Here is a 25,783-nt window from a genome sequence, read left to right as displayed (position 1 = left end):
CGGGTCAGGCGGGGCTCAAGGTGATGATCGTCTCGGTGGCCGCGTCCACGGCCGCGCGGCCGTAGAGCATCGGCACGTGGTCCTGGCGCCCCCAGACCGGGGCCAGGTCGGCGTAGTGCGGGCTCGCCGGGTCGCCGGACTGACCCGGCACGTTGACGAAGACCGAGCGGTCCCAGTCGCCCACGTCCACGACCATGCGGAACGAGGCGCCGTGGGTGAGCCGGAACGTGTCGGTCCGGTACTCCGCGTGCATGACCGATGCCGCGGACCCGCCGACGGGCAGCGGGCCGACGTCCCAGGCCTGATCGGGCCTCAGGGCCGTCAGGGGATGGGCGAACAGGGCGTGGTGCAGGCGGCCCCAGGCCCAGCCGGTGTGGGGGGCGGTCGGCCCCGCATCACTCCCTCCCCCCTCTGCGGGGGAGGGTGGACCGCGAAGCGGGTCGGGCCGGGACGAAGTCCCGCAAGAGGGGAACCCGGCTTCCGAGAAGGGCGCGGCCTTCGTGACAGGCAGTGCGCGTTCCTGCACCGTCGCTCCCCTCTCCCGACCCTCGCTGACGCGAGGGCCACCCTCCCCCGCAGAGGGGGGAGGGAGTGATGCGGATGCGTCCGGTGCGAGCCTGCCCATGGGGTCCGGCCCCAGCCGCTGCAGGCAGTCCCGGAACGCCGCGCCGAGCGCGTCCGCCAGCAGCCCGTCGCGCATCGCCGGATCGAGGCCGGTCTCGAGCCGCTCGATCAGGCTCTGGGTGTCGCCGGGCGGCAGCAGGCGGCGGGTCCCGGCATCGGGCACCAGCGCCGTGAGCAAGGCCGGGCGCAGATGATGCACCCAGAACACCTCGATCAGGGCGGCCGCGGCGGAATCCCGGTGCAGCGCGCCGTCGAACGAAGCGAGCAGCGCCTGGGCGGACGCGAGATCCGGATCGGCCCCCGCCGGGAGCGCCCGGACGAGGTCAGCCAGGCGCCGGGCCGGCTCCGAGACGACATCGCCCTGGAGCGCCTGCGAGTCGGCGAGGCCGTGCCGGCTCTGGCTTCCGAGCACCGCCCGGATGCGGCGGGCCCGCCAGGGTTCGGCCCACTCGAACCCGACCTTACGATCCTCCACGGGGAATTCCGGAGGCAGGTTCATCTCGTTGGCGGTAGCGAGCCAGCCCGCCTCCGGGTCGATGCTGCGGGGCAGGGCGCCGGGATCGTGGAAGCCGGCCCAGTCGTAGCGGCCGTCGCCCGGCACCGGCAGCAGCCCGTCATGGGCCGGCCGCACGGGGGCCTTGCCGGCCATGAACCACGCGATCCGCCCGGTCGCGTCGGCGTAGAGCTGGTTGACGGAGGGCGCCGACCAGTGGCGCAAGGCCTCACCGAAAGCCTCCGGGCTGCTGGCGCCGAGATAGGCGAGGCTGGCGAGATAGGCGGCAGAGCCCGGTTCGGACCAGACGGTCCGCAGCGCGAAGGCGCGCCCCGCAGCCTCGCGGATCACCGGCCCGTGGCGGGTGAAGCCGAGAATTACGGTCTCGTCCGCCCCGCCGCGCACCGGGATTCGTTCGATGCTGCGCGCGATCGGCTCCCAGCCCTCGCCATACCGATAGCGGTCGGGATCGGCCGGGTCGGTCTCACAGACAAAAAGATCCTCCTGGTCCATCGGGGCGATGGTCAGGCTGAAGGCCGCGTGGCCGTTATGACCGATGGAGATGCCGGGCAGCGCCGGCTCGCCGGCGCCGATCACGTCGAGGCCCGGCGCAGTGAGGTGGACGGCGTAGCGCAGCGAGGGCTGCAGGTAGACCCGGTGCGGGTCGCTCGCGAGGATCGGCCGGCCGGTCGCGGTGCGGGACGGCCCGACCACCCAGTTGTTCGAGCCCTCGGCCGGCTCCTTCGGGGTGCTGCGCGGCCCGCGGGTGACGGAGCCGTGCGCGTCGACCTTGCTCCAGGCCCAGGCCTCGTCGCGGGTGGCGGCGATCCGCTCGCGCGAGAACCCGACCGTCGCGGTGGCGAGGCGGAACTCGTCCAGGAGATCGTCCGGCCAATCCGCCGCTCCGAGGCGCTCCGGGATCACCGGCGCGTGCGGCGGGCTGATGCGCTTGCGCAGGTCGTCCGCCGCGAGCCCGTCCGCCCGGTTTCCGGCGCGGGCCAGCACCCTGGCGCGGGCGACCTCGGACAGGACGTTGCGGACCAGCCCGTGGCTGCGGATCCGCACCACGTCCTCCGGCTGCCATCGGCTCGGGCGCGTGTCCGTCAGGGCGAATTCCGGAGGCAACAGCGCGGGCCGCGCCTCGGTGAGCGCCACGTAGGCGTTGAGGCCGTCCACGAAGGCCGTGACGATGGCCTTCGTGTCCTGCGGCCCGTAGGCGGCCCACTCGGCCGCCATGTCCCCCCGGTAGAGGAACAGCCGGGCGGCCCGGTCCTGGGCGAGGTAGCCGGGCCCGAAATCCGCCGCCAGCAGGCCGAGCCCGCGCTTGCGCCAGAGATCGAGCTGCCAGAGCCGATCGCGGGCGGCGTTGAAGCCCTGCGCGCGGAACGCGTCCAGCGCGGTCCCGGCGCGGATATGCGCCAGGCCCCACCGGTCGAGCCGGATCTCGACCGGGCCTTCGAGCCCGGGGAGCGGGTAGGTGTTCCCGCTCACAGAGCCACTTCGATGAGGTGCGGCCCCCTGTTGGCCAGGGCGTCCCGGAACGCCGCGATGAAATCGGGGAGCGTCTCGACGCGCCGGCCCTCGACGCCGAACCCCTTGGCGAGGCTCACCCAATCCACCGCCGGCTCGTCGAGGCTCAGCATGCCGAGCGCCTTGGGGCCGGGGTTGAGGGCGCCGACATTGGCGAGTTCCGCCCGCAGGATCGCGTAGGACCGGTTGGACCAGACCAGCGTCACCACGTCGAGGCGCTCGCGCGCCTGGGTCCAGAGCGCCTGCACCGTGTAGAGACCGCTGCCGTCCGCCTGGAGGTTGATCACCTTGCGGTCGGGGCAGGCCAAAGCCGCGCCGGTGGCCATCGGAATGCCCAGCCCGATTGAGCCGCCGCTGAGCTGGAGCCACGTGTGGGGCGCGGCGTCCCGGGTCAGCGCGAAGAAGTTGCGCCCCGTGGTGATCGACTCGTCGCAGATCACCGCGCCCTCCGGAATCAGCGCGCCGAGCACCTGCCCGATCGTGTCCTGGTCGAGGGGGCCGGAGGTCGGAAGGTTCGGCCGGGGCGCGGCGGCGATCGGCTCGGCGGGCGGGGCGCCGACGGCTTCGACCAGCCGTTCCAGCGCGTCGATCTGGTCCTCCTCGGGCGTGGCGAGCGTGATGGTCGTGCTTCCCTCGGGGGCGAGCAGGCTCGGCTTGCCCGGATAGGCGAAGAAGCCCACCGGCGGGGTCGCGCCGATCAGGATGATGTGGCGGAACCCCTTCAGGGCGTCGATGCCCTGGTCGATCGGGTAGGGCAGGCGCTCGATCGGCACGGTGCCGGCGCCGCGGTCGATCCGCGCGTTCGACGTCATCGCCATCAGCTGCGCGCCGGTCTTGCGGGCGATCCGGTCGGCGAGGATCCGGCCCTCGTTCCGCACCGCCCGGTCGCCGAGATGCAGCAGCACCGGCTCGCCGCTGGTCAGCGCCCGCAGGGCGGCCGTGATCGCGTCCTCACCGACCTTCGCCCGCTCGGGGATGGGCGGCACGGCGGCGGGCCCCGCGCCGGGATCCCAGGCGGTGTTGGCCGGCAGGATCAGGGTCGCGACCTGCCCGGGACTGGTGCGGGCAGCCGCGATGGCGGCGGCGCCATCGGTGCCGATCTCGGCCGCGCTCATCCCGGTCCGCACCCAGGACGACATCGGATGGGCCAGCCCCTCGATGTCCGAGGTCAGCGGCGCGTTGTACTCCCGGTGGTAGGTCGCGTGCTCGCCGACGATGTTGACGACGGGGGTGCGCGCCTTCTTGGCGTTGTGGAGGTTGGCGAGGCCGTTGGCCAGACCCGGCCCGAGGTGGAGCAGGGTCGAGGCCGGCTTGTCGGCCATGCGGGCGTAGCCGTCGGCCGCGCCCGTGGCGCCGCCCTCAAACAGGAAGAGAACGCAGCGCATGCCCTCGACGCGGTCGAGGGCAGCCACGAAGTGCATCTCCGAGGTTCCGGGATTGGTGAAGCAGACCTCGACCCCGCCGTCGACGAGGGTCCGGACCAGGCTCTCGGCCCCGTTCATGGTGCTCGGCGTTCCATCGGTCACAGGCGGCTCCCTCACGTCCGGCCCCGCTGGCCGACGACTCGCATTTTTTATTATCGTGGCGCAGCCGGCGCGGCGCGCAAGGGGCGAGGCCTGACACCTCCTCTTCGCCCGACGCGGGGACTATGCCGGGGGATGGCATGGGATTCGCGGTGGGCGCACCGCACCTACGACGAGTGGAGCCCAATGAGAGTTCGCCGCCTGATTGCCGCCGCCCTGGCGGGTTCCGTGGCCCTGACGGGTGCGGCCCGCGCGGAGAGCGTGCTGCGCATCGCCATGACCGCCACCGACATCCCGACGACCACGGGCATGCCCAATAACGGCTTCGAGGGCATGCGCTTCCTCGGCTACCCGATCTTCGAGGGCCTAGTGCAGTGGGACCTGACGAGCACGACCAAGCTCGCCGGCATCGTCCCGGCGCTCGCCGAGCGCTGGGAGCAGGATCCGGCCGACAAGACCGTCTGGACCTTCCACCTGCGCCAGGGCGTGACATTCCATGACGGGACGCCGTTCAACGCCGACGCGGTGATCTGGAACCTCGACCGGTACTTCAAGAACGACAGCCCGCAATTCGAGCCGCAGGGCGCCGGCATCTCCCGGGCGCGGGCGCCGCTGGTCGGCTCCTACAGGAAGATCGACGACGCGACGGTCCAGATCACCACCACGCAGGTGGCCTCGTACTTCCCCTACATGGCGGTGTACCTGCTGTTCACGTCGCCGGCCTCGTTCGAGAAGGCGGGGCGCGACTGGGCGAAGGTCGCGGCGCTGCCGGCAGCCGGGACCGGGCCGTTCAAGATCACCCGCGTGGCCCCGCGGGAGGCGGTCGACCTCGCCCGGAACGACGGCTACTGGGACCCGAACCGGAAGGCCAAGGTCGACAGGGTCCGGCTGCTGCCGATCCCGGAGGCGAATGCCCGGGTTGCGGCGCTGCGGGCCGGCCAGGTCGACTGGATCGAGGTGCCGGCGCCCGACGCGATCCCGTCGCTCAAGCAGGCGGGCTTCACCATCACCACGGGCTCGTACCCGCATGTCTGGCCCTACATCTACAACATGGGCGCCAAGGACAGCCCGCTGAAGGATGTCCGCGTCCGGCAGGCGCTCAACTACTGCATCGACCGGGCCGGCATCGTCGAACTGCTCAACGGCACGGCCGAGCCGGCCTCCGGGTGGCTCAACGACAAGGACCCGAATTTCGGCGCTCCGCAGAACCGCTACACGTTCGACGCCGCCAAGGGGAAGGCGCTGCTCGCCGAGGCCGGCTACACCGACAGGAAGCCGCTCGCCCTCAAGGTGATGATCTCGTCCTCGGGCTCCGGCCAGATGCTGCCGATGCCGATGAACGAGTATCTCCAAGAGAACCTGAAACAGGCCTGCGGCGTCGATCTCAGCTTCAACGTGGTCGAGTGGCAGGTGCTGCTGAACGCGAGCCGGCTCCTTCCGGACACGCCGAGCCTCCAGGGCTCGCTGGCGCTCAACGTCTCCTCGCCCTCCTCGGACGCCGCCGTGATGGCGCGCTACTTCGCGGGCGACCGGTTCCCGCCGGCCGGCTTCAACTTCCCCAACTGGAAGGACGATGCGTTCGATGCGGCTCTCAAGGCACTCGCCGAGACCACCGACGCCAAGGTGATCGACGCGCAGACCAAGATCGCCCACGAGCGGCTGGTGGACAATCCGCCCTGGCTGTTCGTCGTCCACGACCTCAACCCGCGCGGGATGTCCAAGAAGATCCACGGCTTCGTCTCGCCGCAATCCTGGTTCGTCGATCTCACCCTCGTCAGCGTGCAGTGACCCCGATGTCCGAACTCGATCCCGTCCACGCCTCGGCAGCCGAACTCGGCCAGGCGATCCGCACCCGCAAGCTCTCGCCGGTCGACGCGGTCGACGCGCTGCTCGGCCGCGTCGACCGGCTGGAGCCGAAGCTCCAGGCCTTCACGGACGTCTTCCACGCGGATGCGCGCCTCGCCGCCGAGGGCGCCGACCGGGCGATCCGGTCGGGCCACGCGGTGGGGCCGCTCCACGGCGTCCCGGTGGTGCTCAAGGACCTGATCGACCTGGAGGGCCGGATCACCATGGGCGGCTCGGCCGCCCACCGCGCCCGCCGGGCCGAACGGACGGCCACGATCGCGCGGCGCCTGATCGCGCAGGGGATGATCGTGCTGGGCAAGACCCACACGGTGGAGTTCGCCTATGGCGGGTGGGGCACCAACCAGCACCTCGGCACGCCCTGGAATCCCTGGGATCTTGAGACGCCGCGCACGCCCGGCGGGTCGAGCAGCGGCACCGGCGTGGCGGTGGCGGCCCGCATGGCGCCCTGGGGCATCGGCACCGATACCGGCGGATCGGTGCGCCTGCCCGCCGCCTTCTGCGGCCTGACCGGGCTCAAGGTGACGGTCGGGCGGGTCTCGACCTGGGGGATCGTGCCGCTCTCGACCACGCTGGACACCCCCGGCCCGCTCGCCCGCACGGTGGAGGACGCCGCGCTCCTCTACGAGGCGATCTCCGGCCCCGACCCCCTCGACCCGACGACCCGCGGAATCCAGCCGGACGCCCCCTGGTCGGCGCTCAACCGCGGCGTGCGCGGCCTGCGGCTCGGGCGCATGCCGGCGACGGAGCGGGACGGCGTCGCGCCCGACATGCTGGCCGCCTACGACGCGGCCCTCGACGTCCTGGCCGGGCTCGGGGCCGAGATCGTCGACGTCGCCCTGCCGTTCCGGTTCAGCGACTGCGTGGCGATGAGCGGGATCACCAACGCGGAGGCCTACTTCGTCAACGGCGCGCTGGCGGAGGATCCGGCCGCCCAGCTCGGCGACGCCGTGCGGGCGCGGATCCTGGCCGGCGCCAAGGTCTCGGCCCAGGAGTACCTCGGCACGCTCCACCGCCGCGCCGCCATGAAGCTGCAATACGCGGCCGCCCTGGAGGGGATCGACGCCCTGCTGACGCCGACCACGGAATGCGCGGCGGTGGCACTGTCCGAGGTCGACGAGGCGCATCTGCCGTCGCGCTTCACCCGGTTCGGCAACCTGCTCGATCTCTGCGCCCTGTCGCTGCCGGACGGGTTCACCGCCGCCGGGCTGCCGCTCTCGCTACAGATCGTCTGCCGGGGCTACGATGAGGCCATGGCCCTGCGGATCGGGCAGGCCTACCAGCAGGCGACCGAGTGGCATCGGCGCTTGCCGCCGGTGAGGTAGGGGCGGCGGAGGCGTCCGGCACGGCTCATGGCGTATCCGGAGATCGCGGATCCGGCCTGAGCGGCTCCACCGCAGCGCGGGCCGAAGCTGCCCGTGGGAGCCTTACGTCGGACGGGCTCCCCCTCGGGGCAACCTCCGGCTCAGCGGCACCACCGGGTGCCGTAGGGGCCGTAGCCGGCCACGCGGCCGCGATGGCGCAGACACCAAGCCTGGTTCTGACCGCCCCACACGCAGCGGCCCCAGGCATTGCGGTGGCCGTTGGGGCCGCAGGCGCCGAGCGCGGACGCGGGCGCGGTTGCGGAACTGAGGGCGGCCGCGAACGCGACGAGGCCGATCACGGCGAGCACGGGCTTCTTCATCGGATCACTCCTGCGGGACGACCGCGCGGACGGGTTCGGCGGCGCCACCCACGCACCATCGCGGCGCGGATTTGCGCCTGTTTTTCAGGTCCGCCTCCGACGTAACGTTTTGTATCGCCCGGCTCGGCCGGCGGATCCGACAGGCGCGGATGAAGGCCGCTTCACCGCTCGCACGACAGGTCACCGCCGGGGCAGGCGCGCTGATCCATCAGGTCGCGGGTCCGCCGTGCCGTCAGCGTGACCGCGCATTCGCCGAGGAGCATCGGCATGATCGTCCCGCCGGACCCGGGATGATCGGCGTCATGGCCCGTCTCCAGATCGCACTCGCAGTCGCGGAACAGCCGCCACGCCTGCTGGGCTCGCTCCAGGTTGCGGCGGCCGACGGGATCGAGCCTGTCCCGCAGGGCCGCCTCGGCGCGTGACAGATCGGCCTCGGCCGCCTGCAGCTTGCGGCGCGCGCAGAGGGTTCCGTCCGCCTGGTTCGGCGCATCCGCACAGAGCGCCGGCGTCTCGCAGGAGCCGGCCGTCGGCCAGAGGACCAGCAGGGCCAGGCATGTGCGCCGCATCGCGAGCATCCCCGATCGGCGCACCCGTATCCCGCGCACGCCCTCTCGCCCCCGGCCGGCCGGAGAATCCGGCGCCTTCGACCTGCCGCCGGGCACGGGCCTCGCCGGCACCGGTCGGCGCTAGGCGCGCCGGGGGGAAGCCGGCTCGAACCGTCCCAGGAACCGGGTCCGTTCCCACAGCTCGACCACGTTGCGCTCCGCCATCGCCCGGACCTGCCGGCGGGCCTGGATGTCGTCCTCGGCGGCCACGATCTCGGCCGAAGAGATGCGACCGGCACGGTCGAGCTTGAACGCCCGGTAGGCGCGGCTTCGGCGCGCGGTCTCAGCGGTCAGTGCGAGCATCGGGCCCTCCTCCGCGCCGAGGGTTCCCGAGATCGGTTAACCGATCGTTAACGGCGCCGGACAGGCCCGGTGCGGCCTCGGCAGCCGGTCACCCGCGATCCGGGTAGCGCAGCCCGGCTCAGCTCCGCTTGTCCAGGGGGCGGCCCAGCAGGCGGGCGAACTCGGCCTCGATCTCCTCCACGGAGAAGGGGTTTCCAGCCGATTTCTGGTCGGGCCGCTCGGTCGGAGCCGGGGGCGGTGGCGCAGCCGGTGCAGCCGGCTTCTGCGGCGGAGCGTCCGGGAATGCCGGTGCGGCCTTCGGCATGGCCGGCTGCGGCGGGGGAGGCGGGGGCGGAACGGGCCTCGAGACCGGCGCAGGCACGGGAGGAGCCGGCACGGGAGGAACCGGCACGGGAGGAACCGGCACGGGGGGGCTGGCGGAGGGCGCGGCCGGCGGCGCGGGCTGACCGGCGGCCTTCTCGACCGGGGGCGAAACAGCAGGCGGACGGGGCTGCGCGGGCGGGGCCTCAGGCGCAGGCGGAGCCGACGCCATCGCGGCGGCGACCGGATCGACCCCCTCGGTCGCCGGAGCGGACGCCGCAGGCGCGGGGGCCGGCGTCACCGCGGAGGAGGGACGCGACAGAGCGGCCTGGAGCTGCCGGGCCATGTCGGAGAGCACCGCCGGATCGACGGTGCGGCGATCGGACGGGACGGTGAGGCTCGGGGCCGGTGGCGGCTCTCCGGCGGCCTCGACCAGACGTTCGGAGGCCGGCCCGGGCCGCGCCTCGGCCAAGGGCGGTGCCGTCCGGCTCAGGATCCGGCGGGGGTTGATGGGCTCGCGGGCGGGCGCGGGCGCCACGGCGGGCGCCGCGACCGGCGGAGGTGACGCCGGCGAGGGTGACGCCGGTGAGGGTGACAGGGGCGGAGCCGACAGGGGCGCGGACACATCCTGGCCGGGCTCGTCGCCGCCGAGGAGGGCAACGTCGAGCGGCAGCGTCACCGCCGCGGGGGCCGCCGCGGAGCGCGGGACCGGAGGCGGCACCACCACGGGCATCGCGAAGCCCGGATCAAACAGGGGATCGGCGCGCCGCCCCGGCATATCGGGAAGGGCCAGCGCCGGCTCGGGCAGACGGCCACCCTGCACCAGCGGATCCGGGAGCGGCTCGTCGAGGGCGTCTGGAGCCAGGTCGGGCCGCAGGGCCGCATCGGTCAGGGGGCGCTGCGTGCGCTGGATGTTGCGCTCGACCACGACGTCGTTGGGCCCGCCCACGAGGAGCAGGTGCTCGACATTGTCCCGGCGCAGCAGGATCAGCTGGCGGGCCCGATCGAGTTCGTAGACGTCGACGATTCCGAGCCGGGGCTGGCGCCCGCGGCTGCCCGCACGTCCCGGCAGCGCGAGGCTGCGGCCGGTGAGCCGCCGGACAGTGAACACGATGGCCGCCAGCGCCGCGAAGATGACGGCGAAGATCACGACATACTGGACGATGGGGGAGCCGTCAGAGCCGAACACGGATTGCAGCCATCGCAAGGTTACGCACTCGCACGTTCCGGCCGCGGCGGGTGCGCGCCCGGCATGGGCTTGTCCATATCACGCCGGACGGGTCGCAAGGCAAACGCCGTTAAGTGTTCGTTAACAGACCTTTTAAATTAACGCTATCAAGACAATAGGTTGTGAAAAAGGCTTCGCCCCCCTCCAAATCGGACATCCGACGTGCCGTCGCGGTCCCGCGACGGTCGCGGGACGACCTGCATCAAGATGGGCGCACATGCAGGTGGACCTCTCGCGCCGCGTCGTCGGCGCACGACGCCCGAGGGCGCGCCCTCGAGCATCCCGACGTCTCCGGGCACGGGCCGTCCGGCAATCGGATACTTCGTTCGACGCCCTGCACGCCGGCTCGGGACGCTGCGTCTTGCGCTGGATCGCGGCAGTCGGGCCACGGGTCACGGGCCGGGCGATGGCTTAACGGGCCGTTAACCATGCGCACGGCAGTTTTTGCCGAGCCCGCTCGATCCGGCGCGGCGACATCAGACCGGAGGCGACCGTGGCCCTCACCGACCTGCCCGTGCTCGGCATGCTCCGGACCCGGATGCAATGGGCCCAGGCGCGCCAGGGCCTGATCGCCGAGAACGTCGCCAATGCCGACATGCCGGGCTTCAGGCCCCGCGACCTCGTCGCGCCGCGGTTCGACCGGGCGACCGGTGCGGCCGTCAATGCCTCCACCACGCTGGCGCTGACGAGTCCGGCGCACATCGCGCCGGCCGGGCAGGGCGTCGGGACCGATTCCAAGCGCGCCAAGGGGTTCGAGATCCGCCCGAGCGGCAACGGCGTCAATCTTGAGGACGAGATGATGAAGGCCGGCGAGAACCAGTCGGACTACCAGCTCGCCGCCTCGCTCTACCAGCACAGCCTGACCACCCTGAAGATCGCCGTCGGCAAGAGCTGATCAGGAGCTGATCGGGCGTCGACGAGGCGGCAGGCCGGACATCCGTCGCGGCAGGAGGGCCCTGAGCCATGGAATTCACCAAATCGCTCGCGGTGGCAGCCGCCGGTCTCAAGGCCCAGTCGGGCCGGATGCGGATCATCGCCGAGAACATCGCCAACGCTGATTCCGCGCCGGCCTCGGCGGGGACCCAGCCCTACCGGCGCAAGATCCCGACCTTCACGAGCCACCTCGACGACGAGACCGGCGCCCGGCTCGTCGAGGCGGGGCGCGTCCGGCGCGACCAATCGGCCTTCCGCACGAAGTTCGAGCCCGGCAACCCCGCGGCCAACGCGCGGGGCGAGGTGCAGATGCCCAACGTCAACGCGCTGATCGAGAACATGGACCTGCGCGAGGCCCAGCGCTCCTACGAGGCGAACCTCAACATGGTCACCGCCACGCGCAAGATGCTGGCGCAGACGCTGGCGATCCTGAAGTGACGGCCGGGGACGCATAGCCATGGCTTCGAGCAACTTCGCGGCGGGCGCCTACGCCGCCGTCCAGGGCCTCGCCTCCGGCCAGCCCACCCCCCGGGTGCAGCCGGCCGCCGGAGCGGGCGGCGACTTCATGCAGTTCCTCGGGCAGACACTCGACAGCGTCGGCGACGCCGGGCGCCGGGCCGACGCGCAGGCCGTCTCGGCCGCCGCCGGCAAGGCCAACGTGGTCGACGTGGTCACCGCGGTGGCCGAGAGCGAGACCGCCCTCCAGACGATGGTCGCGGTGCGCGACCGCATGATCTCCGCCTACGAGGAGATCATGCGGATGCAGATCTGACGATGGGTCGTCCACCGCTCGCGATCAGCAGCCGGATCATCCCATCCACCCTCCTCACCCTGGGGTGCCGGAGCGCGGCGCAGGCCTCGAAGGAGCCCTCCAGGCAGCCGCGCGATCCCTGGGGCCCTCCTTCGAGGCCCGCTTCGCGGTCACCTCAGGATGAGGGGTTAGGGTTGGACAGACCTTCCACCGGCACGGACAGCGCTCCAGCCGTCCCGTTCCGCAATCCTGGCACACAACGGCACCCCCAATGACCGGCCTCGCCATCCTCGACGTCGCCCGCGACGGCATCTTCGTGTTCCTGAAGATCGCCGGACCGCTGATGCTCGTCTCCCTCGCGGTGGGTCTCGCCGTCTCGCTGGTCCAGGCCCTGACCCAGGTCCAGGAGCAGACCCTGATCTACGTGCCCAAGATCGTGTCGGTGTTCGCCGCGCTCCTGCTGATGCTGCCCTTCATCGGCGACGCCATGGCCGGCTACATGACCCGGATCGCCGCCCGCATCGCGGCGGGCGGGTGATGCCCGGTCCGGCCACGACAGGGGCACGATCCGCGTGTCATAGGGGCGGCGATGAACCTGCTCCTGCCCGGGATCGCCTCGGCCTACCTGATCGTCTTCGCCCGCGTCGGCACGCTGATCATGCTGATGCCGGGGATCGGCGAGCAGACGGTGGCGCCGCGCCTGCGGCTGGCCTTCGCGCTGCTCGTGAGCCTGGTGCTGTTCCCCACCGTGCGCCCGCTGCTCGGCGGCACCGACGGGCTGGCCGGTCCCCGGCTGATCGGGCTCCTGTTCGGCGAGACGATCATCGGGCTGGTCCTCGGCCTGACGGTGCGGATGGTTCTGGCCGCCCTGCAGACCGCCGGGATGATCATCTCGGCGCAGCTCGGCCTGTCCTACGCCATGACGGTGGATCCGAGCCAGGGCGGCCAGCAGGTCGCGGTCGGCAACTTCCTGTCGCTCCTCGGGATCACGCTGATCTTCGCCGCCGACCTGCACCATCTCGCCATCCGGGGCCTGGCCCGGAGCTACGAGGTGCTGCCGCCCGACGGCGTCCCGGCCTTCTCGGACGCGCTGATGCTGGCGACCCGGGCGCTTGCCCGCGGCTTCACGCTGGCGGTGCAGATCTCCGGGCCGTTCATCGCCTTCGGGATCCTGTTCAACCTCGGGCTCGGCGTGCTGTCGCGGCTGATGCCGCAGCTTCAGGTGTTCTTCCTGGCGGTGCCGGCCTCGGTGCTGGTGGGCATGCTGATCCTGATCGGCTGCCTCGGCGTCATGATGGGCGTCTTCCTGGACGATATCGGCCGGTATCTCGCCGAACCGGTCGGCCCCTGAGCGGGCCGACCGCGGTCCCGCATCCCAGCGCGCGCCGAGGCCGGTGAGCGATGGCCGAGGGCGTGGACGACGAGGACAAGACCGAGGAGCCGTCGCAGAGGCGGCTCGATCAGGCGATCGAGCGCGGCGACGTCGCGACCAGCACGGAGGTCAACACCTTCGCGATCCTGGGCGCCTTCACCCTCGCGCTGATGCTCGCGAGCCCGAGCATCGCCCAGAACCTCGTCCTGGGGCTCAAGGCCTATCTGGCGAACGCCCACACCCTGCCGGACGACGCCACCGCCATGCGGCAGGCTTTGACCCACGGCCTCTGGCTATGGGTGCAGGCGGTGGCCGTCCCGGTGGGGCTGGCGGCGGCCGCGGGCCTCGCGGCAGGGCTCCTGCAGCACCCGCTGGTGTTCAGCCCCGACGCGCTGATGCCGAAGTTCGAGCGCCTCTCGCCGATGGCCGGCGTGAAGCGGCTCGTCGGGATCGAGGCCTGGTTCCAGTTCGGCAAGGGGCTCGCCAAGATCATCACCGTGGGCGTCGTCGGCGGCGTGCTCCTGTGGAACGACCGCGACCGGCTGGAAGTGTTCGCCCAGCTCGATCCCGTCGCGTCCCTGCCGGCGATCCTGTCCCTCTGCCTGCGGCTGCTCGCCGGCATGCTGTGCATGCACCTCGCGATCACGCTGGGCGATGCGCTCTACGCGCGGTTCCGCTGGCGCAAGCGACACCGCATGTCGAAGGAAGAGCTGAAGCAGGAGATGAAGGAGTCGGACGGCAACCCGGAGGTGAAGGGCCGCCTGAAGCAGCTGCGCATGGCGCGGGTGAAGAAGCGCATGATGGCCGCCGTGCCCAAGGCCACCGTGGTGGTGACGAATCCGACCCACTACGCGGTGGCGCTCCGCTACGAGGCCGGCATGGCCGCGCCGATCTGCGTCGCCAAGGGCGTCGATGCGCTCGCCCTGCGGATCCGCGCGGTGGCGGCCGAGCACGGCGTCGCGGTGATCGAGAACCCGCCCCTCGCCCGGGCGCTCCACGCCACCGTGGAGATCGACCGCGAGATCCCGGCCGAGCATTACCGCGCCGTGGCGGAGGTCATCGGGTTCGTGCTGCGCCTGCGCCGAAGGGCCGCGTAGGCCCGCCATGCCGGGCCTCGCCGAGCGCGGGACGTGGGAAAGCCACGCTTCCTCCACCTTTTTTCGCGAGGCTGTGTCGAGGCTTGGCGCGACGCGCGTAGTGCCGGCCTGCCCGTGTACTGATATGGCCGATGGGCCCAACCGGGTGACTGTTCTGGAATGAAGCTGATGGCCGACGTCACTGGACCTCCGGCGCCCGCCGAGGGCCCGCCGAATGCGGCGCTGCCGGTCTCCGGTGCGCAGGTGCCGGTCGCGCCGCCGGTCGGTTCGTCGGCCGCGTCGTCGGCCGCCCCGCAGGGGACGGGCTCGATCGACCGCTCGGAGCAGCCGGGCCGGGTCGGGCTGCTGCTCGTGCTCGCCGGGCTCCTGGTCGGCGCCGCGATCGGTCTGTCCTTCGTGGCCAACGAGCAGGCCCAGTCGCTGATCGTCTGGCTGCTCGCCCTGCTGGCCATGGCGGGCGTGTTCTTCCTGTTCGCCCTGGCGATCGGAGCGCTCCAGCTCAGCGGCAGCGCCGCCCGCGACGACATCACGAAGGGCATCGTCGACGCCTCGCCCGACGGGCAGCTGGTGGTCGAGGAGGGCGGCCGGCTGATCTACGCCAACGAGGCCTACCTGCGGATCGCCAGCGGCGACACCTTCTCCAACCTCGTGCCGGTGGAGCGCATCCTGGTCGGCTCGCCGGAGGTGTCGGAGGCGGTCTACCGCCTGTCGCAGGCCTCGCGGGATGCCAGGGCGCACACCGAGGAGGTCCGGATGTCGCCGCCGCTCGGCCCCGTGGCCGGCGAGCGCGGCTTCGGCTGGTACCGGGTCTCGGTGCGCCCGCTCGCGCGCCCGCGCCGGGCGGCCTCGCTCTGGACCGTGGCCGACATCACCGCCGAGCGCGAGCGGCAGGAGAACGTCTTCCAGGAGCTCCAGCACGCGATCGACTATCTCGACCACGCCCCGGCGGGGTTCCTGTCGATCGATCCCGCCGGCGCCATCGTCTACATGAACGCGACGCTCGCGGCGTGGCTCGGCTACGACCTCGCCAGCGTCGGCCCCGGCGGCCCGCACCTGACCGAGATCGCCCCGGAGGCGGACGTCCTCGTGCGCACGGCCGGCCTGCCGGGGGAGGTGCGCACCGACCGGTTCGACCTCGACCTGCGGCGGCGCAACGGCCACACCCTGCCGGTTCGGCTCTACCACCGGGTCGCCTTCGGCAAGGACGGCAAGCCCGGCTCCTCGCGGACCTTCGTGATCAATCGCTCCGCCGGGGCCGAGACCGACGAGCCCCAGCGCGCCGCCGAGGTGCGCCTCGCCCGCTTCCTCAACAACTCGCCCATCGCCATCGCGACGCTGGACCGGGCCGGCCGGATCGCCCGGGCGAACGCCTCCTTCACCCGACTGTTCGGCACGGTGCCGCGCCAGGCGGATGACGGCGAGATCGACGGCGAGGCCGCCCCGCGGGTCGAGCCCAACGTCGCCGATTCGGTGGCCGACCGCACCAGCCTCGAGGCCGGGCTCGCCCGGGCGGCGAGCGGGCTCACCGACCCAGAGCCCATCGAGGTGCAGCTGAACGGTCCGGGCGGCCGCTCGGCGCGGGTCTGGCTCAGCCCGGCCGACGGCGGCGATCCGGGGCAGCAGACCGACGAGGCCGAGCGCGTCATCCTCTACGCCCTCGACACCACGGCCCAGCGGCAGCTGGAGCAGCAGGTCGCCCAGGCCCAGAAGATGAACGCCGTCGGCCAGCTCGCGGGCGGCATCGCGCACGACTTCAACAACGTGCTGCAGGCGATCATCGGCTACTCGGACCTTCTGCTGGCGAGCCACCGGCCGACCGATCCGGCCTTCCAGGACATCATGCAGATCAAGCAGAACGCCAACCGGGCGGCGGGCCTCGTCCGCCAGCTCCTGGCGTTCTCCCGCCGGCAGACCCTGCGGCCGGAGGTGATGAATGTCGGGGAGGCCCTCTCCGAACTCACGCTCCTCCTCAAGCGGCTCCTCGGCGAGCGCGTCGCCCTGGAGCTGAAGCACGGCCGCGAGGTGTGGCCCGTGAAGGCGGACGTGAACCAGTTCGAGCAGGTGATCGTCAATCTCGCGGTCAATGCCCGCGACGCCATGCCGGACGGCGGCAAGCTGATGATCCGCACCGAGAACGTCACCGATCCGGGGACCACCGCCGGCGCCGAAGGGCGAGGCGGAGCTCCGGCGGGCGACCACGTGCTGATCGAGGTCCGCGACACCGGCCAGGGCATCCCGTCCGAGCTGATGGAGAAGATCTTCGAGCCGTTCTTCACCACCAAGGAGATCGGCAAGGGCACCGGCCTCGGCCTCTCGACGGTGTTCGGCATCGTCAAGCAGTCCGGCGGCACCATCGACGTCCAGTCGACGATGGGCGAGGGCACGGCCTTCCGCATCTACCTGCCGCGGCACGTGCCGGTCGCCGAGCCGGAGGAGGTGCCGACGCCGGCCCTGCCGCGCGCGGAGCCGGGCGCGCTCCCGAAGCCGGATGCCGCGGAGGGCGCGAAGCCGGATCTCAAGCCGTCCGAGCCCGCCCCGCCCGGCGAGGCCGCACCGGGCAAGGCCGGGGTGCCGGCGCCGCGCAAGCCCGCGGCCGACCATACGGGGCAGGGCACCATCCTGCTCGTGGAGGACGAAGATCCGGTGCGCGCGGTCAACAGCCGGGCGCTCTCGGCCCGCGGCTACACGGTGCTGGAGGCCGCCTCGGGCCTTGAGGCCCTGGCCATCGTCCGCGAGGGCCTGCAGCCCATCGACCTCGTGGTCTCCGACGTCGTCATGCCCGAGATGGACGGCCCGACCCTGCTCCGAGAGGTGCGCAAGCACCAGCCCGACCTGAAGGTGATCTTCGTCTCCGGCTACGCCGAGGACGCCTTCCGCAAGAACCTGCCGGAGGGCGAGACCTTCAACTTCCTGCCCAAGCCCTTCAGCCTGAAGCAGCTCGTGGAGACCGTGAAGAAGACGATGGTGGATTGAGGCGGGGCCGCGCGCCAGCGCCCGGGCTCTCCCGGGCGGCATGCCCGGGTTCTCGCCGTGTCCGTTCCATGGCGAGCGCCGGCGTCTTTGCGAGCGGAGCGAAGCGATCCGGCCGCACAACGACGGCCAGCCTCGCGCCGCCCTGGGTTCACCTTCGCTGCGCTCGTGATGACGGCGCACAGCACGCGCGCAGCCGCGACGCGGCCGTGTCCTACCCCGGAACGGGAAGCGGCCCCGGAGAGACTCCGAGGCCGCCAAAACTCAAGCGTCGATCAATGCGCCGCGCGCCCTCTCAGGCCCGCGGCGGCGCGTCTTACGCCTCGCCCTCGTCGAGGTCGTCCGCCGTCGGGGCGGCGTTCTCCAGGATCTTCTCGGCGACCAGACCGGAATTCTGCCGGATCGAGCCCTCGATCTCCGCGGCGATCTTCGGGTTGTCGCGCAGGAAGCCCTTCGAGTTCTCGCGGCCCTGGCCGAGGCGCTGGCTGTTATACGAGAACCAGGCGCCGGACTTCTCGACGATCCCGGCCTTCACGCCGAGGTCGATCAGCTCGCCGACCTTCGACACGCCCTCGCCGAACATGATGTCGAATTCGACCTGCTTGAAGGGCGGCGCGACCTTGTTCTTCACCACCTTGACGCGAACCTGATTGCCGATCGCCTCGTCCCGGTCCTTGAGGGTCGAGATACGGCGGATATCCAGGCGCACCGAGGCGTAGAACTTCAGGGCGTTGCCGCCCGTGGTCGTCTCGGGGCTGCCGTACATGACACCGATCTTCATCCGGATCTGGTTGATGAAGATGACCATGCAGTTCGAGCGCGAGATCGAGCCGGTCAGCTTGCGCAGGGCCTGACTCATCAGGCGGGCCTGGAGACCGGGCTGGCTCTCGCCCATCTCGCCCTCGATCTCGGCCCGCGGTGTCAGCGCGGCCACCGAGTCGACCACCAGCACGTCGATGGCGCCGGAGCGCACCAGCGTGTCGGTGATTTCGAGGGCCTGCTCGCCCGTGTCAGGCTGGGAGATCAGCAGGTCATCGAGATTGACGCCGAGCTTGCGGGCATAGACCGGGTCGAGGGCGTGCTCGGCATCCACGAAGGCGCAGACGCCGCCCTTCTTCTGGGCCTCCGCAATGGTGTGCAGCGCCAGCGTCGTCTTGCCGGACGATTCGGGGCCGTAGATCTCGATGACGCGGCCGCGCGGCAGGCCACCGACGCCGAGCGCGATGTCGAGACCCAGAGAGCCGGTCGAGACAGTCTCGACCTCCTGCACCTTGTCGGACTTCCCGAGCCGCATGATCGAGCCCTTGCCGAAGGCGCGCTCGATCTGAGACAGGGCGGCGTCAATGGCCTTGGACTTGTCCTTGTCCACCGGGGGCATGTCGACCACTTTCAATGCGGGCTGGGCCATCTGGCGGGCTCCTTATGAAGGGGTTGGACGCAGTTCACAACGCGCGTCGCCACGGCCTCTATGTACCTGTTTTGTTCTCTATCGGCAAGGGCTGTAGGGCTGCTCGGCCGCCGGCTGGCCGCGAAATTCTGCGTGCGTCTCGGATAAAGCAGCGACGACAGCAACCCGTCCGGAGGCTCAGCCGGGGAGGGCGCGATTCGCGGGCGCACGGTACGCGACACGAGATCGGACAGCCTCAGATCGGCGATCCAAGCCACGCACTCATACTGAGGAGCGGCGAGGGGCCGCGCAGGCCTCGAAGACGCCCTCCAGATCGCCCCGAGATCCCTAGAGCTTTCGACGGCCGCCCTCGCACGCGGGCATCTCGGGATGAGGTCGAGGACGGGATCACCCGATCACGCACCGCAGCGTACGATCCTGGACCGTGCCGCAGGCCCTCGTCCGGACCCCACCGGCCGCAGGCACCGAAAACGACGACGCCCGGCACGAATCCGGCTCTTGCGAGTCGAATTGCGTCCGGGCGTTCGTCGTTCCGCTCAGACGGCGCCCCCGGGATGGACGCCGCTTCAGGCACCATCCCGCTGCGCCGCCGGGTCGGGATCAGGCGGCTTCGCCAGCCTCGGCCTGGGCAACCTCGCCCTCGACCAGCTTCCAGGTCTTGGTCTTCGAGTACGGCCGGCACTCCTCGATGAACACCGTCTGCCCGACCTTGGCGACATTCGCCTCGTCGTGCGCGTGGTAGTTCTTGGAGCGGCGGACGGTCTTCTTCATCACCGGGTGCGTGAAGCGGCGCTCCACCTTCACCACGATGGTCTTCTCACCCTTGTCGCTGACGACGGTGCCCTGCAGGATGCGCTTCGGCATGGTTGTCTCCTAAAACCCGCCTCAGCCCTTGGCCTGCTGCAGCGTCTTGGCACGCTGCAGAGTCCGGACACGGGCGATGTCGCGACGGACCTCGCGGACGCGGGCGACGTTCTCGAGCTGGCCGGTGGCCCCCTGGAAGCGCAGGTTGAACTGCTCCTTCTTGAGGTTGATCAACTCGTCATTCAGCTGATCCGGCGACAGCGCCTTCAGATCAGACACTCGTTGGGTCGACTTCACGATATCCTCCGTTCAGTCGGCGATGCGCTGGACGACCCGCGTGCGGATCGGGAGCTTCGCGGCGCCGAGGCGGAGCGCCTCCTTGGCGATGTTGTCGGCAACGCCGTCGACCTCGAACATGATCCGGCCGGGATGGACCCGGGCCGCCCAGTAATCCGGGGCGCCCTTACCGGAGCCCATGCGGACCTCGGTCGGCTTCGACGAAACCGGCACGTCCGGGAACACCCGGATCCAGACGCGGCCCTGGCGCTTCATCTCGCGGGTGATCGCGCGGCGGGCCGCCTCGATCTGGCGGGCGGTGACGCGCTCAGGCTCCACCGCCTTCAGGCCGAACTGGCCGAAGTTCAGCTCGAAGCCGCCCTTGGCCGCACCGTGGATGCGGCCCTTGAACTGCTTGCGGAAGCGGGTCTTTTTCGGTTGCAGCATGGCGTCCTACCTTATGCGTGCTCGCGCTCGCGGCGTCCGCGCTCGCGGCCGCCCTCGCCATCGCGCTCACGGCGTCCGCCGGAACGGCCGCCCTCTTCCTGGGCCTTCTTGTCCTGGGCCATCGGGTCGTGCTCAAGGATCTCGCCCTTGAACACCCACACCTTGATGCCGCAGGTGCCATAGGTCGTGAACGCCGTCGCGGTGCCGTAGTCGACGTCGGCGCGCAGCGTGTGCAGCGGGACGCGCCCCTCGCGGTACCATTCCTGCCGGGCGATCTCGGCGCCGCCGAGGCGGCCCGAGCAGTTGATCCGGATGCCCTCGGCGCCCAGACGCATGGCCGACTGCACGGCCCGCTTCATGGCGCGCCGGAAGGCGACGCGGCGCTCGAGCTGCTGGGCGATCGAGTCGGCCACCAGGGTGGCGTCGATCTCGGGCTTGCGCACCTCGACGATGTTGATGGTCACGTCGGCCTTGGTCATCGTGCCGACGAGCTTGCGCAGCTTCTCGATGTCCGCGCCCTTCTTGCCGATCACCACGCCCGGACGGCCCGAGTGGATGGTGACGCGGCACTTCCGGTGCGGGCGCTCGATGACGATCTTGGAGACCGCCGCCTGCTTGAGCTGCTTCATGAGGGCGGCGCGGATCGCGACGTCCTCGTGCATGAGCTTCGCGTAGTCGCCCTTGTTGGCGAACCAGCGGGAATCCCAGGTCCGGTTGATGCCGAGCCGGAGACCGATCGGGTTGACTTTCTGACCCATCAGATCCTCCTCAAGCCGCTTCGGCTTGGCGGACTTCGCGAACCACGATGGTGAGGTTCGAGAAGGGCTTCAGGATGCGCGCGCCGCGGCCGCGGGCGCGGGCGTGGAAACGCTTGAGAACCAGCGCCTTGCCCACGAAGGCCTGGGAGACGACGAGGTCGTCGACGTCCAGGTCGTGGTTGTTCTCGGCGTTGGCGATGGCGCTCTCGAGGCACTTCTTGACCTCGGTGGAGATCCGCTTGCGCGAGAACTGCAGCTCGGCGAGCGCCGTGTCGACCTTCTTGCCGCGGATCATCTGCGCCACGAGGTTGAGCTTCTGCGGGCTGACGCGCAGCATGCGCGCGACGGCCTTGGCCTCGTTCTCGGGGAGCGCGCGGGGGGTGGCTTGCTTGCCCATCTCAGCGCCTCTTCGCCTTCTTGTCGGCCGCGTGGCCGGGGAAGGTGCGGGTCGGCGAGAACTCGCCGAACTTGTGCCCGACCATCTCCTCGGTGACGTAGACCGGGATGTGCTTCTGCCCGTTGTGCACACCGAAGGTGAGCCCGACGAACTGCGGGAGGATCGTGGAGCGGCGGCTCCAGATCTTGATGACCTCGGAGCGCGAGGAGCCCCGCGCCGCCTCGGCCTTCTTGAAGAGGTAGCCGTCGACGAACGGCCCCTTCCAGAGAGAGCGTGCCATAGCGATTACTTCTTGCGGTTGTGGCGGCTGGACAGGATGAACACGTCGGTCCGCTTGTTGGACCGGGTCTTCTTCCCCTTGGTGGGCACGCCCCAGGGCGTGACCGGGTTGCGGCCGCCCGAGGTGCGACCCTCGCCGCCGCCGTGCGGATGGTCGACCGGGTTCATCGCCACGCCGCGGTTGTGCGGGCGCTTGCCGAGCCAACGGTTGCGCCCGGCCTTGCCGAGCGAGATGTTCATGTGGTCCGGGTTCGAGACCGCGCCGACGCTGGCGAAGCACTGGCCGTGGACCAGGCGCTGCTCGCCCGAGTTGAGGCGCAGCGTCACGTAGCCCTGGTCGCGGCCGACGATCTGCGCGTAGTTGCCGGCCGAGCGGGCGATCGCGCCGCCCTTGCCGATCTTCAGCTCGACATTGTGGACGATCGTGCCCACCGGCATCGAGCCGACCGGAGCGGCGTTGCCCGGCTTGATGTCGACGCTCTCGCCGGCCACCACCTTGTCGCCCGGCTGCAGGCGCTGGGGGGCCAGGATGTAGCTCTGCTTCCCGTCGGGGAAGTTGATCAGCGCGATGAACGCCGTGCGGTTCGGATCGTACTCGATCCGCTCCACCGTGGCGGCGACGCCGAGCTGCTCGCGACGCTTGAAGTCGACGTTGCGCAGCACGCGCTTGTGGCCGCCGCCGCGGAAGCGGACGGTGATGCGGCCGAGGTTGTTCCGGCCGCCGGAGGACGACTTGCCCTCCGTCAGCGCCTTCACCGGCTTGCCCTTGTAGAGCTCACGGCGGTCGACGAGCACGAGCTGGCGCAGGCTCGGCGTGACCGGTTTGAATGTCTTCAAGGCCATCGGCTTGGATCCCTAAATCCCGTCCTCAGAGCCCGGTCGTGACGTCGATCGAGTGGCCCTCGGCCAGGGTCACGATCGCCTTCTTCACGTCGGAGCGCTGTCCGCGGAGACCGCGGAAAATCTTCTTCTTACCCTTGGTGACAAGGGTGTTCACGGCCGTGACCTTCACGTCGAACAGCTTCTCGACGGCCTCCTTGATCTGAGGCTTGGTCGCCTTGGGGGCGACGCGGAAGACGACCTTGTTCTGTTCGGTCAGGTTCGTCGCCTTCTCGGTGATCACCGGGGAGACGACGATGTCGTAGTGGCGCGGATCGGCACTCATTTGAAACGCTCCTCCAGCGCGTCGACGGCAGCCTTCGTCAGGACGAGCGTGTCGCGGCGCAGGATGTCGTAGACGTTGATGCCCTGCACGGGCAGCACGTCGATCTGCGGGATGGCGCGGGCGGCCCGGCCGAAATTCACGTCGACCTCGGCACCGCCGATGATCAGCGCGTTCGAGAGGCCCATCTTGCCGAAGCGCTCGACGAGACCCTTGGTCTTGTGATCCTCGATCTTGATGTCGTCGACGACGATCAGGGTCGAGGCCTTGGCCTTGGCCGACAGGGCGTGGCGCAGGGCCAGCGCACGGACCTTCTTGGGCAGGTCGTGGCTGTGGTCGCGCGGCACGGGGCCGAAGGCGCGTCCGCCGCCGCGGAACTGCGGCGCCGAGGCCGCGCCGTGGCGGGCGTTACCGGTGCCCTTCTGCTTGTAGAGCTTCTTGCGGGTCCGGTTCACGTCCGAGCGGTTCTGCACGGCATGGGTGCCGGCGCGGCGCTTGGCGAGTTGCCAGCGGACCATGCGCTGCAGCAGGTCAGCGCGGGGCTCCAGGCCGAAGATCTCTTCGTTCAGTTCGACAGAGCCGGCACCGGCGCCGTCGAGGGTTCTCACATCGAGCTTCATCACGCGGTCTCCTCAGCCGCAGGGGCCTCGGTCGCCGGAGCGGAGGCGCCGTTCTCGCGGAACTTGCCCGGCAGCGGAACATCGGCGGGGAGCTTGCGCTTCACCGCGTCGCGGATCTGGATCCAGCCGCCGGCAACGCCCGGCACCGCGCCCTCGACCAGGATCAGGCCGCGCTCGGGATCGGTGCGCACGACGCGCAGGTTCTGAGTGGTGACCCGCTCGACGCCGAGGTGACCCGGCATCTTCTTGTTCTTGAAGGTCTTGCCCGGGTCCTGACGGCCGCCGGTCGAACCGATCGAACGGTGCGAGATCGACACGCCGTGCGTGGCGCGCAGGCCGCCGAAGTTCCAGCGCTTGATGCCGCCGGCGAAACCCTTACCGGTCGTGGTGCCGGTGACATCCACGAACTGGCCGGGGATGAAGTGATCCGCGGTGATCTCGGCGCCGACCGGGATCAGCGCGTCCTCGGACACGCGGAACTCGGCGAGCTTCTTCTTCGGCTCGACCTTGGCGACCGCGAAGCGGCCCCGCTCGGCGGCCGAGACGTTCTTGACCTTGGCCTTGCCGACGCCGACCTGCAGCGCGACGTAGCCGTTCTTCTCGACGGTGCGGTGGGCCACCACCTGGCACTGATCGATCTTGAGCACCGTGACGGGGACATGCTCCCCCGCGTCCGTAAAGACGCGGGTCATGCCGACCTTCTGTGCGATGACGCCTGAGCGCATAGGTTCTCTCCCTCGCGCGATGAAACGGTAAGCCCTAAGTCCTCAGCGGACTCAGAGCTTGATCTCCACGTCCACGCCCGCGGCGAGGTCGAGCTTCATCAGCGCGTCCACGGTCTGCGGCGTCGGATCGACGATATCGAGCACCCGCTTGTGCGTGCGCATCTCGAACTGCTCGCGCGACTTCTTGTCGATGTGCGGCGAGCGGTTCACGGTGAACTTCTCAATATGCGTCGGGAGCGGGATCGGACCCCGGATGGTCGCGCCGGTGCGCCGGGCCGTGGAGACGATCTCCTTGGTCGACGCATCGAGGATGCGGTGATCGAACGCCTTCAGGCGGATACGGATGTTCTGACCGTTCATGATCCTGGAACCTTGAGAGGGACGGCGGGGTACGCGAGGCTCTCGCCCCGCCGCGCCCTGCTAAGGATGCTTGCTCGAGCTCAGTCGTTGATGGCGGCGACGACGCCGGCGCCGACGGTGCGGCCGCCCTCGCGGATGGCGAAGCGCAGCTTCTCCTCCATGGCCACCGGCACGATCAGCGCCACGTCCATGGTCACGTTGTCGCCCGGCATCACCATCTCGGTGCCCTCCGGCAGCGTGCAGATCCCGGTCACGTCCGTCGTGCGGAAGTAGAACTGCGGCCGGTAGTTCGTGAAGAACGGCGTGTGGCGCCCGCCCTCCTCCTTGGTCAGGATGTACGCCTCGGCCTTGAACTTCGCGTGCGGCTTCACCGAACCCGGCTTGCACACCACCTGGCCGCGCTCCACGTCCTCGCGCTTCGTGCCGCGCAGGAGAACGCCGACGTTGTCGCCCGCCTGGCCCTGGTCGAGCAGCTTGCGGAACATCTCCACGCCCGTGACCGTCGTCTTCGTGGTCGCCCGGATGCCGACGATCTCGACTTCCTCGCCCACCTTCACGATGCCGCGCTCGACGCGGCCCGTCACCACCGTGCCGCGGCCCGAGATCGAGAACACGTCCTCGATCGGCATCAGGAACGGCATGTCGATCGGGCGCTCCGGCTGCGGGATGTAGCTGTCCACCGTCGCCATCAGCGCCAGCACCGCCTCCTTGCCGATCTTGGGCTCCTTGTCCTCCAGCGCCATCAGCGCCGAGCCCTTGGTGATCGGGATGTCGTCGCCCGGGAAGTCGTACTTCGAGAGAAGCTCGCGCACCTCAAGCTCCACCAGCTCCAGCAGCTCCTCGTCGTCGACCATGTCGACCTTGTTGAGGAACACCACCAGAGCCGGAACGCCGACCTGACGCGCCAGCAGGATGTGCTCGCGCGTCTGCGGCATCGGGCCGTCGGCCGCCGACACCACCAGGATCGCGCCGTCCATCTGCGCCGCGCCCGTGATCATGTTCTTCACGTAGTCGGCGTGGCCGGGGCAGTCCACGTGCGCGTAGTGCCGGTTCGAGGTCTCGTACTCCACGTGCGCCGTCGAGATCGTGATCCCGCGCGCCTTCTCCTCCGGCGCCTTGTCGATCTGGTCGTAGGCCGTGAACGTCGCCCCGCCCGTCTCCGCCAGAACCTTCGTGATCGCCGCCGTCAGCGACGTCTTGCCGTGGTCAACGTGCCCAATCGTGCCGATGTTGCAGTGCGGCTTGGTGCGGGAGAACTTTTCCTTGCCCAT

28 protein-coding genes are annotated in these 25,783 nt (G+C 70.6%); 9 read left to right on the top strand and 19 right to left on the bottom strand.

Annotation, left to right across the window (positions count from 1 at the left end):
- Positions 1 to 4 precede the first annotated feature (4 nt).
- Together ACLBX9_RS26475 and ACLBX9_RS26470 are read right to left on the bottom strand one after the other, a co-directional pair.
- Positions 5 to 2,608 (bottom strand): penicillin acylase family protein, encoded by a 2,604-nt coding sequence (locus tag ACLBX9_RS26475; RefSeq protein ID WP_447720990.1) that lies wholly within the window; start codon positions 2,606 to 2,608, stop codon positions 5 to 7.
- Entirely contained in the window at positions 2,605 to 4,149 is a 1,545-nt protein-coding gene (locus ACLBX9_RS26470) for an acetolactate synthase large subunit (protein ID WP_158169430.1), read from the bottom strand. The genes ACLBX9_RS26475 and ACLBX9_RS26470 overlap by 4 nt, the downstream gene beginning before the upstream one ends.
- Before the next feature lie 207 nt (positions 4,150 to 4,356).
- On the opposite strand from ACLBX9_RS26470, the gene ACLBX9_RS26465 reads away from it, so the two are divergent.
- Positions 4,357 to 5,958, top strand: coding sequence for an ABC transporter substrate-binding protein (locus ACLBX9_RS26465; protein ID WP_447720989.1), 1,602 nt, complete (start codon positions 4,357 to 4,359; stop codon positions 5,956 to 5,958).
- Positions 5,959 to 5,963: 5 nt separating this feature from the next.
- Entirely contained in the window at positions 5,964 to 7,358 is a 1,395-nt protein-coding gene (locus ACLBX9_RS26460) for an amidase (RefSeq protein ID WP_158169143.1), read from the top strand.
- A gap of 140 nt (positions 7,359 to 7,498) precedes the next feature.
- Here the strand turns inward: ACLBX9_RS26460 and ACLBX9_RS26455 are convergent, their stop codons facing one another.
- The 4 genes from ACLBX9_RS26455 to ACLBX9_RS26440 all read right to left on the bottom strand — a co-directional run bounded on the left by ACLBX9_RS26455 (position 7,499) and on the right by ACLBX9_RS26440 (position 10,114).
- On the bottom strand, positions 7,499 to 7,717 hold the full coding sequence (locus ACLBX9_RS26455) for a GCG_CRPN prefix-to-repeats domain-containing protein (protein WP_158169145.1): 219 nt from the start codon (positions 7,715 to 7,717) through the stop codon (positions 7,499 to 7,501).
- Between the two features lie 161 nt (positions 7,718 to 7,878).
- The gene (locus ACLBX9_RS26450; protein ID WP_447720988.1) at positions 7,879 to 8,283 is read right to left on the bottom strand and encodes a lysozyme inhibitor LprI family protein; all 405 of its coding nucleotides are present in this window, start codon (positions 8,281 to 8,283) and stop codon (positions 7,879 to 7,881) included.
- Positions 8,284 to 8,403: 120 nt separating this feature from the next.
- On the bottom strand, positions 8,404 to 8,625 hold the full coding sequence (locus ACLBX9_RS26445) for a hypothetical protein (RefSeq protein ID WP_447720987.1): 222 nt from the start codon (positions 8,623 to 8,625) through the stop codon (positions 8,404 to 8,406).
- 118 nt (positions 8,626 to 8,743) lie between these two features.
- Positions 8,744 to 10,114, bottom strand: a complete 1,371-nt coding sequence (locus ACLBX9_RS26440; protein WP_447720986.1) for a hypothetical protein — start codon at positions 10,112 to 10,114, stop codon at positions 8,744 to 8,746.
- Between the two features lie 532 nt (positions 10,115 to 10,646).
- Between ACLBX9_RS26440 and flgB the strand changes: the two genes are divergently transcribed.
- The 7 genes from flgB to cckA all read left to right on the top strand — a co-directional run bounded on the left by flgB (position 10,647) and on the right by cckA (position 17,279).
- A complete protein-coding gene (flgB, locus tag ACLBX9_RS26435) occupies positions 10,647 to 11,048 on the top strand; it encodes a flagellar basal body rod protein FlgB (protein ID WP_158169150.1) in 402 nt (133 codons plus the stop codon).
- A gap of 68 nt (positions 11,049 to 11,116) precedes the next feature.
- A complete protein-coding gene (gene flgC, locus ACLBX9_RS26430; RefSeq protein ID WP_447720985.1) occupies positions 11,117 to 11,524 on the top strand; it encodes a flagellar basal body rod protein FlgC in 408 nt (135 codons plus the stop codon).
- Positions 11,525 to 11,543: 19 nt separating this feature from the next.
- The gene (fliE, locus tag ACLBX9_RS26425) at positions 11,544 to 11,858 is read left to right on the top strand and encodes a flagellar hook-basal body complex protein FliE (RefSeq protein ID WP_158169154.1); all 315 of its coding nucleotides are present in this window, start codon (positions 11,544 to 11,546) and stop codon (positions 11,856 to 11,858) included.
- A gap of 250 nt (positions 11,859 to 12,108) precedes the next feature.
- Positions 12,109 to 12,375, top strand: coding sequence for a flagellar biosynthetic protein FliQ (locus ACLBX9_RS26420; RefSeq protein ID WP_158169156.1), 267 nt, complete (start codon positions 12,109 to 12,111; stop codon positions 12,373 to 12,375).
- A 51-nt stretch (positions 12,376 to 12,426) separates the two neighbouring features.
- Complete coding sequence (fliR, locus tag ACLBX9_RS26415; protein WP_158169158.1) at positions 12,427 to 13,188, top strand: flagellar biosynthetic protein FliR; 762 nt, start codon at positions 12,427 to 12,429, stop codon at positions 13,186 to 13,188.
- A 50-nt stretch (positions 13,189 to 13,238) separates the two neighbouring features.
- Positions 13,239 to 14,306: a flagellar biosynthesis protein FlhB gene (gene flhB / locus ACLBX9_RS26410; protein ID WP_447720984.1), complete on the top strand. Its 1,068-nt coding sequence runs from the start codon at positions 13,239 to 13,241 to the stop codon at positions 14,304 to 14,306.
- A 168-nt stretch (positions 14,307 to 14,474) separates the two neighbouring features.
- Entirely contained in the window at positions 14,475 to 17,279 is a 2,805-nt protein-coding gene (gene cckA / locus ACLBX9_RS26405) for a cell cycle histidine kinase CckA (protein ID WP_244625538.1), read from the top strand.
- 313 nt (positions 17,280 to 17,592) lie between these two features.
- On the opposite strand, the gene recA is transcribed toward cckA, so the two are convergent.
- The 13 genes from recA to tuf all read right to left on the bottom strand — a co-directional run bounded on the left by recA (position 17,593) and on the right by tuf (position 25,783).
- Positions 17,593 to 18,654, bottom strand: coding sequence for a recombinase RecA (gene recA / locus ACLBX9_RS26400; RefSeq protein WP_373866322.1), 1,062 nt, complete (start codon positions 18,652 to 18,654; stop codon positions 17,593 to 17,595).
- Positions 18,655 to 19,284: 630 nt separating this feature from the next.
- Positions 19,285 to 19,548: a 30S ribosomal protein S17 gene (gene rpsQ / locus ACLBX9_RS26395; protein WP_158169162.1), complete on the bottom strand. Its 264-nt coding sequence runs from the start codon at positions 19,546 to 19,548 to the stop codon at positions 19,285 to 19,287.
- Between the two features lie 21 nt (positions 19,549 to 19,569).
- A complete protein-coding gene (gene rpmC, locus ACLBX9_RS26390) occupies positions 19,570 to 19,785 on the bottom strand; it encodes a 50S ribosomal protein L29 (protein WP_158169164.1) in 216 nt (71 codons plus the stop codon).
- A gap of 12 nt (positions 19,786 to 19,797) precedes the next feature.
- Positions 19,798 to 20,211 carry a 50S ribosomal protein L16 gene (gene rplP / locus ACLBX9_RS26385; protein ID WP_158169166.1) on the bottom strand — a complete coding sequence of 138 codons (414 nt, stop codon included), beginning with the start codon at positions 20,209 to 20,211 and terminating at the stop codon, positions 19,798 to 19,800.
- A gap of 11 nt (positions 20,212 to 20,222) precedes the next feature.
- Entirely contained in the window at positions 20,223 to 20,969 is a 747-nt protein-coding gene (rpsC, locus tag ACLBX9_RS26380; RefSeq protein WP_012319192.1) for a 30S ribosomal protein S3, read from the bottom strand.
- Positions 20,970 to 20,979: 10 nt separating this feature from the next.
- Positions 20,980 to 21,366, bottom strand: coding sequence for a 50S ribosomal protein L22 (gene rplV / locus ACLBX9_RS26375; protein ID WP_012319191.1), 387 nt, complete (start codon positions 21,364 to 21,366; stop codon positions 20,980 to 20,982).
- A 1-nt stretch (position 21,367) separates the two neighbouring features.
- On the bottom strand, positions 21,368 to 21,646 hold the full coding sequence (rpsS, locus tag ACLBX9_RS26370) for a 30S ribosomal protein S19 (RefSeq protein ID WP_012319190.1): 279 nt from the start codon (positions 21,644 to 21,646) through the stop codon (positions 21,368 to 21,370).
- A gap of 5 nt (positions 21,647 to 21,651) precedes the next feature.
- Positions 21,652 to 22,488, bottom strand: a complete 837-nt coding sequence (gene rplB / locus ACLBX9_RS26365; RefSeq protein ID WP_020094256.1) for a 50S ribosomal protein L2 — start codon at positions 22,486 to 22,488, stop codon at positions 21,652 to 21,654.
- A gap of 25 nt (positions 22,489 to 22,513) precedes the next feature.
- Positions 22,514 to 22,810: a 50S ribosomal protein L23 gene (locus ACLBX9_RS26360; RefSeq protein ID WP_020094257.1), complete on the bottom strand. Its 297-nt coding sequence runs from the start codon at positions 22,808 to 22,810 to the stop codon at positions 22,514 to 22,516.
- A complete protein-coding gene (gene rplD / locus ACLBX9_RS26355) occupies positions 22,807 to 23,427 on the bottom strand; it encodes a 50S ribosomal protein L4 (protein WP_158169170.1) in 621 nt (206 codons plus the stop codon). The genes ACLBX9_RS26360 and rplD overlap by 4 nt, the downstream gene beginning before the upstream one ends.
- Positions 23,427 to 24,152 (bottom strand): 50S ribosomal protein L3, encoded by a 726-nt coding sequence (gene rplC / locus ACLBX9_RS26350; RefSeq protein WP_020094259.1) that lies wholly within the window; start codon positions 24,150 to 24,152, stop codon positions 23,427 to 23,429. The genes rplD and rplC overlap by 1 nt, the downstream gene beginning before the upstream one ends.
- A gap of 51 nt (positions 24,153 to 24,203) precedes the next feature.
- On the bottom strand, positions 24,204 to 24,512 hold the full coding sequence (rpsJ, locus tag ACLBX9_RS26345) for a 30S ribosomal protein S10 (protein WP_043351245.1): 309 nt from the start codon (positions 24,510 to 24,512) through the stop codon (positions 24,204 to 24,206).
- 80 nt (positions 24,513 to 24,592) lie between these two features.
- Positions 24,593 to 25,783, bottom strand: a complete 1,191-nt coding sequence (tuf, locus tag ACLBX9_RS26340; protein ID WP_010686902.1) for an elongation factor Tu — start codon at positions 25,781 to 25,783, stop codon at positions 24,593 to 24,595.

It is taken from the genome of Methylobacterium sp. A49B (assembly GCF_053346215.1).
The sequence above is the reverse complement of the archived record's forward strand: the minus strand, read 5'-3'. Positions and strand labels throughout refer to the sequence as shown.